Here is a 10056-nt window from a genome sequence, read left to right on the forward strand (position 1 = left end):
GGATGCGCGGCGTGGTGGTCGCGTTCTTGTGCAGCTTGATGTTCATCCCAGGACCTCACGCAGCGCCTCGTGGGCAGTCAGTAAACCACCACGGGTACCGAGAAGGGAAACGTCCGGGATGCGACATTTAAGGAACCGCTGATTTATTCAGCGGTTCCCTCCGGGGCAGGATGCCCCGGCATGAATCAAGGGCGTAAGCCATTGATTCATGGAGCATCGCGCGGGCGTGTACCGCGCGACGGCGAGCTGAAAAATTCCATGGACGGAATTTTTCAGCCCTTCCTTAAGGAAGCGCTGACGCATTCAGCGCTTCCAGTCCGCGGCGAATCCTGCCCCGTCACGCACCACTCAATACACCGGCGGTTCCTCAATGCGCCACCACGCGCCCGGTCGGGCGTCGATCTCCCACCAGCCACACCGCAATCGCCGGCATCAGGAAAATCGCCCCCAACATGTTCACGAAGAACATGTAGGCCAGCAGCACGCCCATGTCCGCCTGGAATTTCAGCGACGAGAAGTACCAGGTCGCCACGCCCAAGCTCATCGTCGTCGCCGTGAACATGACAGCGCCGCCAACCTCACGCAACGCACGCGCATAGGCATCAGCAAACTTGAGGCCGGCGGCCAGATGTACCTGTGTGCGCGCAAACAAATAAATACCGTAATCGACACCAACACCCACCCCCAGCGCCAACACCGGCAGCGTCGACACTTTCAGACCGATGTTCAGCCACACCATGACGGCATCCGCAAACACCGTCACCAGCGCCAGCGGAATCATCACCGCCAATGCAGGCCGCCAGGAGAAAAACGTCAGCAAGCAGCACAGACCGACCGCGATATAAAGAATCACCGCCATCCCGAACTGCGATTCCTCCACCGCCTCGTTGGTAGCAGCCATGATGCCGGCATTGCCCATGGCGAGGTGAAAGGTGACGTCGGGATTCTTGTTGTTCGCCTGGAATGCCTTCACGGCATTCACGACACTCCGCAGCGTTTCGGCCTTGTGATCCACCGGGTAGATCGTCACTGGCATCGCCGAGCAGTCATTGTTGAACAGCCGCTCCGACATCTCGACACGGTAAATGTTGGCGGAAATCATCTCCTCGTTGCGTGGCAGGCCGAGAAATTTCGGGTTTGCCTCGAAATTGCCGACATTGCGCTCACGCACCACCTGCGACAGCGACTTGACTGAGCGCACGCCCGGTACGTTGCGCATGTGCCAAACGAAATCGTCGATTGTCTCCATCACCGAATAATCGACACAGCCGTTGGCCTTCGCTGCCTGGGCAATCACCACCAGCTCATCCAGTCCCACGGTGAACTTCGACACGATCGCGCGAATGTCCTGGTTATAGCGCGAATCCGGACGCAGCTCCGGCGCGCCCGCTTCGGCGTCGCCGATGATCAAGGCACGTCGCTCCACCACCCCAAGCGCAAACAAGCCCGCCCCGATCAGAAGAATGACCACCGACACCGGCCTGCGCGCCCCGGCCGCCATCCAAGCGAGCCACGAACTTGTTTCCCGCACCTCGCGCGGTTTGGCCCGCTGCAGCTCCGCCGGACTGAGCTTCAGGTACGACAGCATCACCGGCAGCATGACTTTGTTGGTAATCAACATCACCGCAACGCCAATGCTGGCGGTAATACCAAGTTCACGAATGATGGCAATGTCGATGACGGTGATCACCGCAAAACCCGCAGCATTCGCCACCAGGGCCGTGGCGCCCGGAATGAACAGACGATTGAATGCCTGCCGCGCCGCAACCTTGGAATCGAGACCTTCGGCAATGCCGAGCCGCCAAGCGTTGGTCATCTGCACGGCGTGGCTGACGCCAATCGACAAAACCAGAAACGGCACCATGATCGACAGCGGATCGACGCCATAACCCATCAGCTTGATCGCGCCGAGCTGCCAGATGACGGCAGTGATGGACACCAGAATGGCTGCCGTGGCGAGCTTCCAGGACCGGGCAAAGAAGATCAGCAGGATGTAGGTGATCGCCAACGTGACGGCAAAAAACCCAATGACATCCCGCGCCCCGTCGATCATGTCGCCGATGAACGTCGCAAAGCCGATGATGCGGATGTTGACGCCGCCTTCCGCTTCATACTTGGCACGAAGCTGCTCGAGCCTTTTCGCCACCGCGCGGTAATCGACCTTTTGTCCGGTAACCGGGTCGACCTCCACCAACTCGGCGATCACCAGCGCCCCTGAGAGGTCCTTTGCCACGGTGCGGCCGATTTCGTTGGAGCGGGCGAGGTTCTCCCGCACCTTCGCCAACCCTTCCTCGTTGGCAACGAAGTCGGCCGGCACGATACGCGAGCCCGTAAAGCCCTCCTCGGTCACTGCCACGTAATTGACGTTGGGCGTGAACAGCGACGTCACCGTCCTGACGTCGATGCCGTCCATGGTGAGGATGTCCTGCGTAACGTGCTCGAGAATGGTGAAGAACTTGGGGTTGAACATGTTGCCACTTTTGTCCTCGACAAAAATGGTGATCATGTTTGAACCGCCAAACTCCGGCTTGTATTTTTTATAGGTCTCCATATAGGGATGCGACAGCGGTATCGACTTGTCGAACCCTGGATCGAGCCTCTGATGCAAAGCCTCGTAGGCGAAAAAGGCGGTGATGGCCATCGTCAGCAGCAACACCCAGGACCGATAGCCGATCAACGCATCGGCCATCGCAGACGAAATGCGCTCGAGGCGCGCGTTATAGCCAGCGACTTGCGCCATGGCAGAAAACCCCTAATACGGATGCGAGAATGCGAACCGGGCCGGCTTCAGCGCGGCAGCAGTTCCGTGAGCGGCAGCTTGCGAATCCCGCCAGTTGCTGCCGCCAGATACGCGGCGTCGCCGACGACCAGCACGGCATTGATGCCGACGCCATCCGGCCGAGGTGCACTGTGTACGTGCCCGCTGCCAGGCTCCACGGCCAGCACGGCGCCGCCGGCGCCCACCAGCAGCACGCGGCCGTCACTCAGCACGGTCGCATCCAGCAGAAACTGATCGGTGTTGGTCGCCACTTCCTGCCACGCGTTGCCGGCGTCGCCCGATACGAATACGTGACCATTCATGCCGTAGACGACGAAGGCGACACCGTCCGGCGACAAGGCTCCGAAATACGAGCCGTCATAGGGCGACTCGATCGGCGTGAACTCCTGTATCCCGTCAGGCGAGCGGTAGAGCACGCCTTTCTCGGCGACCGCCAAGGTCGTGCCATCGCGTAACCAGGCAACGTCGAAGATATGGTTCTGATACCAGTCCTCCACCGCCAGCGTGCGCCGGTCCCAGTTGGCGCCGCCATCGTGGGTGATCCAGAGCTGTCCATTGGTGCCCACGACATAGCCGCTACGTGCATCGCGGAATCGGACGTTGAGCATGACATTGCGCGACTCGGGCTCGAAGTTGAGCAGTTGCCATGTCGCGCCCGCGTCGGTCGTCTTCAGAATCGCGGCATCGTGCCCAACGGCAAAGCCGGTCTTCGCGTCGACGAACGCCAGTGCAGTGAGCGTACCGCGCGTTGGCACATCTGCCTGGTGCCACGTCTCACCCACATCGTCGGAGTACACCACCACGCCACGCTCGCCGGCCGCAACGAGCCGATCACCCGCCTGTGCGATGTCCAGAAACACGACCTTTGTCGCCAAGGGCGCCTTGATCGCCGGCAGCGGCTCGACCGCAGCCGCGACCGGAACATCAAAAATCAGAAACGCCAGCAACATGCTGGCGAGTAACCGCACCATCATTCCCCCTTTCATGGAACTGCCGAACATTCCACCTTGTGGACATTTTCGGCTCGCTGCAGCACGGTACCCGCGCGCGACATGCCACTGGAATCAAGGGCTTGCACCCTTGATTCCAGTCGTGACTCCGTGCTGGGAACGCGAGCGCTGAATCAATCAACGCTCCCGTAACCGCAATCGGTTCAGCGCGTCCCGAACTTACGCAGGCCCTGCGGCGTGAAAATCGTCAAATCGACCGTGGTCTCGTCCGTGGTCTCAAATTTCGGCATGCCGAAACCACTGGCCTTACCCGCCTGGACATGCCAATAGGGATAGGTCGTATAGCGCCCGTTGACCAGGTCGATTTGCGAATCGCCCATGATTCGGATGATGCGCTTGTCGTACAGGTTCAGGTTGTATTGCTCGCCGACCCGCCACAGCCGATCCTTGGCGTCATACGCCTCGAATGCCACACCCATCCAGGTGTCCTCGTCGAAATAGGCGACGTGACGCTTGTAAAGGTGGCGGAAACCCGGCTTGAGCTGGCTGTCCATCACCCACACACGGTGCAGCTCGTAGCGCAGGATGTCCTGGTTGACGTGCTTTTTGCCGTAAATGTCGTTGAAGGTAAGGTTCGGATCGACGATTTTGTAGGCGTTGTAGGGAATGAACAGCTCCTTGCCCTTCTGCATGCTGTAGCTGTGGCGCGGCTCCTTGCCGCCGAACCACCACATCCACCGCGAGGACACCGTGCGCTGCCCGTCAGAACCGAACGAAGGGCTGTCGTGGAAGCCTATTTCCGGCGCCTTGCGCACGCGGCGTTGGCCGGGAATGTACAGATACACCTGGAAATCGGTGTTCTGGGCATACATACAGCCGCCGAACACGAGTCCGGACGAGCGCGGCGGCTGCTCGATCTGCCAGGAATCACACAGGAAGGCACCGCCCCACTGGGTGAACCACTCGTTGGTCGGCTTCTTGTCGGCCGGAACTTGGTAGGGCCAGTATTCGCGCGAGCGAATGATGACATCGGTGCGATTACCGAGTGAGTCGATCAGCGCACCATCGCCCATGGCATCCACGGTAGTGCCGCGGTAGGCGCCCAGCATCGAATTCCAGCCCATTTCCTCGGCGGTCTTCGGGATCGGGAACGGCACGCCGCCACCCGGCTGGACGTTGATCAGGCACAGCTCGCCTTTGGCTGCATACTCCGGACACATTTCCACGCTTTTCGCCTGGACCTTAGTGGCCTCGACGAACCAATCCGGGTAAGAGGCACTGCGCCGGCTGGGGTAGACATGCATCCGGAAAGTCTCAGGATACTGCTTGAACATCGCGACCTGTCCCGGCAGCAGATTGTCTTTGTATTGCTCGTAGTTCTGCGCCGTGATGGTGAACAGCGGCTTGTCGTCCGCGTACGGGTCCACCCAGGGCTCGCCGGGCTTGAAGCCGGCCGGCGGCGTCTGGATGCCGCCGGTCCATTCCGGAATGGTGCCCGCCTGGTTGCCGGCGCGGGTTGCCCCGACCGGCGTCAAGGGCGTGCCGGTTTTACCGAGCTGGGCAATCTCCTCGTCCGTCAGCTTGGCCAGAACCGGGCCCGCGAGTGCCAGGGCCAACACGCCCGCTCCGGCAACGCGCAGCGCACGATTGGTTAAAATCATCATGGAAATCATCCCCTTACAAAAGCCCGTCGTCAGAAGGAGTAACTCGCATTAAACGACAGGAAATCGCGATCATCCGTCGCATTCAGGCGGCTGTTGGCCGCATTCACACTGCTATCTTTGCCCCAGAAATTGGTGTAGGCGATACCGCCTTTCCAGCGTTCGTTGCCGTAATTGAAGTTGAGCCCCAAGGTCACCGCCTTGCGGCCTTCGACCATCAACTTTGCACCGCCCACCTCGTTGGAGTAGCCGTGGATATCCCAGGAAAACGCCACGCTGGGCTCCAGCGCGATCAGATTGAACAGGGCTGCCTGATAGGTCATCGAGTGGCGGATCACCAGCTTGCCGAAGTCTTTGCTGACATCCGACTCGAAGACGTTGTACAGCGTATTGCCGCCCGCGCCCTTGAGCGCTCTACCGTTCATGGTCAGCGGCTGCGTGGATGGAAGCCCACCGAGCCAGCCCCACGCGATCTCGCCGACGGTGCTGGCCGCATCGGCCTTCAACGCATGCACCACGCCCCAGTTCTTCTGCACCGTGAACTGCGCCTGATAACGCTCGACGCGCTCATAACCCTTGATGCCGTCACCCACATGATAGCCGGCCATGAGCGGCGTGAATGGCCCGCCGAAGGGCGTGGACAGCAGCAGCGGCAAGGTCATCTGCAGCGGTGCGTTGCGCCGGTACGACAGCTCGCCGCTGTAGGCGACACCGGCGTAGTTGGTGTTGAAGGAGGCGCCCCAGCGCTCGATGTTTTCCGGATAATCGACCTGGAACAAGCCGCTGCCGACGATGCCCGAGATGGCGGGCAGGTGGTCGTGGAGGTTCTGATAGTAAATAGCCACCTCACCGCCGTTACCGAAGTTCGGCAGGAAGCGGCGCAGCGCCACGCCCCACTGGCCGCCGCTGCCCAGATTGTCGCCAGTGCGCACCAGCAACCCGCCCAACAGGTCGCAGTGCCCGCCATCGGGCGCCAGGCAGCCCGCCGGGGAGTTGCGGTAGCCACCGCCGTCGGTGATGGCGTCCAGCGTGGTGTAGAAACTGCCAACCGGGTCGAGCTTGATCTCGTCGTAGGCGAACAGGGCAAATGCCTCGAGCGTGTAATTTTCGAGGAAGTTGAACGCGACGTCGATCGAGGGCGTGCCGACGTAGGCGTCTTTGAGCTCCGAGCCCGGCGTGCGCAGCTTGCTGATGTCCACCGTGTTGATGTCGTTCAGCGAGCCGCCGATGAACGTGCTCTCGCCCCAGGAAATCACCTGCTTGCCTAGCCGCACCGACAGCGACTGGTCGTCGAAAAAGCGTTTGTACACAAACGCATCGGTGATATCGCCATGCTGTTTGGCGCGATTTTCGGCCGCGTCGGGCAGGTTCTGGTTGGCCATCTCGAAGTCATAGAACCAGTTGCCGCGCACCAGGGCGCCGTAGCTGCCGCTGTGTACTTCCAGCGTATGCGATCCCCTGATCTGGTTCTGGAAGATGTCCCATTTGTCCTGGAACAGGTAGCGGTTGCCGTACACCGTCTGGTTGAACGGGTCCGGCTTGCCGGTGCGCTGCGACAAGGTCCAGGTCAGATCCGTGTCGAAAGAGGCATCGAGTTGGCCGATGTTGAACTGAAACGCGCCGGCGCCAGGCGCCAGGCCGAGCGCCGCGATCCCCGCCACCGCAGGCAACAACCGACAAAAAACTGTTGTTTCTTTCATAACCCCTCTCCCACAAGCTCAGTAACGTAAAGGATCATAGCAAAAGCCGCGCCCTGGCCGTGTCGCCCGACGCGCCACCATCGCCTCAATGCGCGAGGCCGCGTGTCGATAAGCGCTCCTTCTCGACATCGATCAGCCAGGCCGCGAGAGCCGGCAGCAAGACCACCGCGCCGACCATGTTGACGAAGAACATATAGGCCAACAGTACGCCCATGTCGGACTGGAACTTGAGCTCCGAGAAATACCAGGTGGCCACACCGATCGACATGGTGCTGGCCGTGAAGATCACCGCCGTGCCGGCCTGCTTGAGGCCCTCGTAATAGGCCTCCTTGAGCCCGAGACCCCTTCGGATATTGGCCTGGGTGCGGGCGAACAGGTAAATGCCGTAATCGACGCCCACCCCCACGCCCAGCGCCACCACCGGCAGCGTGGAGACCTTCAGGCCGATGTTGAGCATCACCATCACGGCGTTGGCCAGAATGGAAACCAGCGCCAGTGGCAGCAGAATGCACAGCGACGCCCGCCACGACAGGAAGGTCAGGTAACACAGAATGCCCACGGCGACGAACAGCGCGCCCATCATCGTCAGCTCGGCGCGCGCCACCGCCTCGTTGGTGGCGGCCATCACGCCGGCGGGGCCAGACGCCAGACGGAACGCCACCTTGGCACCGTCACCCTCCTTGGGTCGCGGAAACGTCTTCACCGCCTCCACCACGCGTTCGAGCGTCGGCGCCTTGTGGTCCCACAGGAAAATGCGGATCGGAATCGCCTCGCAGGTGTCGTTGAATAGCTTTTGATTGAGCTCGATATTGCGCATCGCCGAGCCCAATCCCGCGGCCGTGCGCGGCAGCCCATAAAACTTGATGTGCCCTTCGTTGTTGCCGACGTTGCGGTCTTTCATCACCGAGGTCAGCGTAGCCACCGACTGCACGCCCTCGACGTTAGAAACGTGCCAGACGAAGCGGTCGATCGTTTTCATCATGGCGTAGTTGGTGCAGCCATCGCGCGGCATTTCTGCAATCACCGTCAACTCGTCGATACCGACATTGAAGTTACTGATGATGGCCTTGATGTCCTGGTTGTAACGGGCGTCCGGCCAGAACTCCGGCGCGCCGACCTCGCTGTCGCCAATGACGAGCGACTGCCATTTCCACCAGCCAAAGCCGAGCAACAACACGGCCACGACGATCACCACCGAGCCACGTCGGCGGTCGGCGAATCCAGACAGAAACCGGAAGAACGGCTTCTCCTGCTCGAGCACACGGGCGCGGATGCGCTCGACCGTGCGCGGGCTCATGCTGGCATAGGACAGCAACACCGGCAGCATGAACTTGTTGGTCGCCACCATCACCGCCACGCCGATGCTGGCGGTGATACCGAGCTCCTGGATGATGTCGATGTCGATGATCATGATCACGGCAAAGCCGACCGCATTGGCCAGCAATGCCGTGGTGCCCGGGATGAACAGCTTGTTGAACGACTCGCGCGCCGCAGTACGCGCGTCCGCCCCGGACAGGATTTCGAGCTTCCAGGTATTGGTCATCTGGATGGCGTGGCTGACGCCTATCGCCAGGATCAGGAACGGCACCAGAATGGACAATGGATCGATGCCGTAGCCGAGCAGGCGAATCAGTCCTAACTGCCAAATCACCGCCGTGACCGCCACCAAAATGGCGAGCGCGGTGATCTGCAGAGAATTGGAGTAGAAATAAAGCATCACGCCGGTGATGAGCACCGCCACCACGAAGAACAGCATCACCCCCATCGCGCCCTGGATGACGTCGTCGATGAACTTGGCGAAGCCGATGATCCTCACCTCGACGTTGTCATTGGCGTACTTGGCGCGGATCGCCTCGAGCGCCGCCGCCACCTCGCGGTAATCCAGCGGCTTGCCGGTGGCCGGGTCCTTATCCACCAGCTCGGCGCGAATCAGAGCCCCGCGGAAATCATGCGACACCAGCCGCCCCACGTGCTGGGAGACCAGCAGGTTGCGGCGTACCTGCTCGATGCTTTCCTTGCTCGGCTTGAAATCGGGCTCGACCACGCGATGGCCGGCGAAGCCCTCCTCGTTGACCAGAACGTAGTCGACGTTGGGCGTGAATAGCGACGTCACCGACGAGCGGTCGACACCCTTGATGAACATGACGTCCTGCGTGGCCTGTTCTAGCGTCTTGAAAAAGTCGACGTTGAAAATGTCGCCCTCTTTCTGCATCAAGGCCACGATGATGACGTTGGCGCCACCGAATTGATCGCTGTATTTGGCGTACGTCTGCATGTACGGGTGGCTGAGCGGGATGGACTTGGTGAAGCCCGGGTCCATGCGCAGAAACGACGCGTGATATCCAAGAAAGGCCGTCACCAGCGCCAGCACGATGAGCACCACGCCGCGGTGACGTATCAGCGCGTCGGCCAGCCAGGCGGAAAGGCGCGCCATGGCGCTGGCGTAATTCGAGGTCAACATGACTCCTCCAAATCTCTGCTGTGCGGTCGCTTACTGCACGTCGAGCGTCAGGCGGCGTACCCCACCCTCGCCGAATGCCAGCCAGGCACCGTCACGGGTCGGCAGCAGCCGCGCGTTCTTACGCCGGTCTTTCTGCGACACGATTTCGAAGCTGTCGCCGCCGTCGCGGCTGATTGCGATTACGCCATCGAGTCCGGCGAGCACCACCGCACCCGATGCGGTAACCGTAGCGGACATGAAGGATTTGTCGGTGCCCGTAGGCACCAATCGCCAGCTGGCGCCGTTGTCGTCGCTGACCGCCACGTGGCCGAGCATGGCGAACGCAATGACCCGCCCGCGCGGCGTGGCCGCCACACCAAAAAACGACCCGCGATAGGGGCTGTCGAGCTGCGTCCAGGTATCGCCGCCGTCATCCGAGCGGTACAGCACGCCCTGCTCCGCCGCCAAAAAGAGACTGCCCGACGGCGCCTTGACGATGCCAAACAAATGGCCATCGAATTCATCG

5 protein-coding genes and 1 pseudogene are annotated in these 10056 nt (G+C 61.1%); all 6 read right to left on the reverse strand.

Features of this window, described 5'->3' with window-relative positions; genetic code table 11:
- Window positions 1–367 precede the first annotated feature (367 nt).
- A complete protein-coding gene (locus PHC73_RS07305) occupies window positions 368–2740 on the reverse strand; it encodes an MMPL family transporter (protein WP_300126270.1) in 2373 nt (790 codons plus the stop codon).
- Between the two features lie 47 nt (window positions 2741–2787).
- The gene (locus tag PHC73_RS07310; protein WP_300126272.1) at window positions 2788–3780 is read right to left on the reverse strand and encodes a YCF48-related protein; all 993 of its coding nucleotides are present in this window, start codon (window positions 3778–3780) and stop codon (window positions 2788–2790) included.
- 152 nt (window positions 3781–3932) lie between these two features.
- Window positions 3933–5393, reverse strand: coding sequence for a DUF1329 domain-containing protein (locus PHC73_RS07315; RefSeq protein ID WP_300126274.1), 1461 nt, complete (start codon window positions 5391–5393; stop codon window positions 3933–3935).
- Between the two features lie 29 nt (window positions 5394–5422).
- On the reverse strand, window positions 5423–7090 hold the full coding sequence (locus tag PHC73_RS07320; RefSeq protein ID WP_300126276.1) for a DUF1302 family protein: 1668 nt from the start codon (window positions 7088–7090) through the stop codon (window positions 5423–5425).
- Between the two features lie 85 nt (window positions 7091–7175).
- Window positions 7176–9551 (reverse strand): MMPL family transporter, encoded by a 2376-nt coding sequence (locus PHC73_RS07325; RefSeq protein ID WP_300126278.1) that lies wholly within the window; start codon window positions 9549–9551, stop codon window positions 7176–7178.
- A 30-nt stretch (window positions 9552–9581) separates the two neighbouring features.
- Window positions 9582–10056 (reverse strand): annotated as a pseudogene (locus PHC73_RS07330) (sialidase); the annotation flags it as partial.

It is taken from the genome of Immundisolibacter sp., from assembly GCF_028696615.1.
Lineage (GTDB): Bacteria > Pseudomonadota > Gammaproteobacteria > Immundisolibacterales > Immundisolibacteraceae > Immundisolibacter.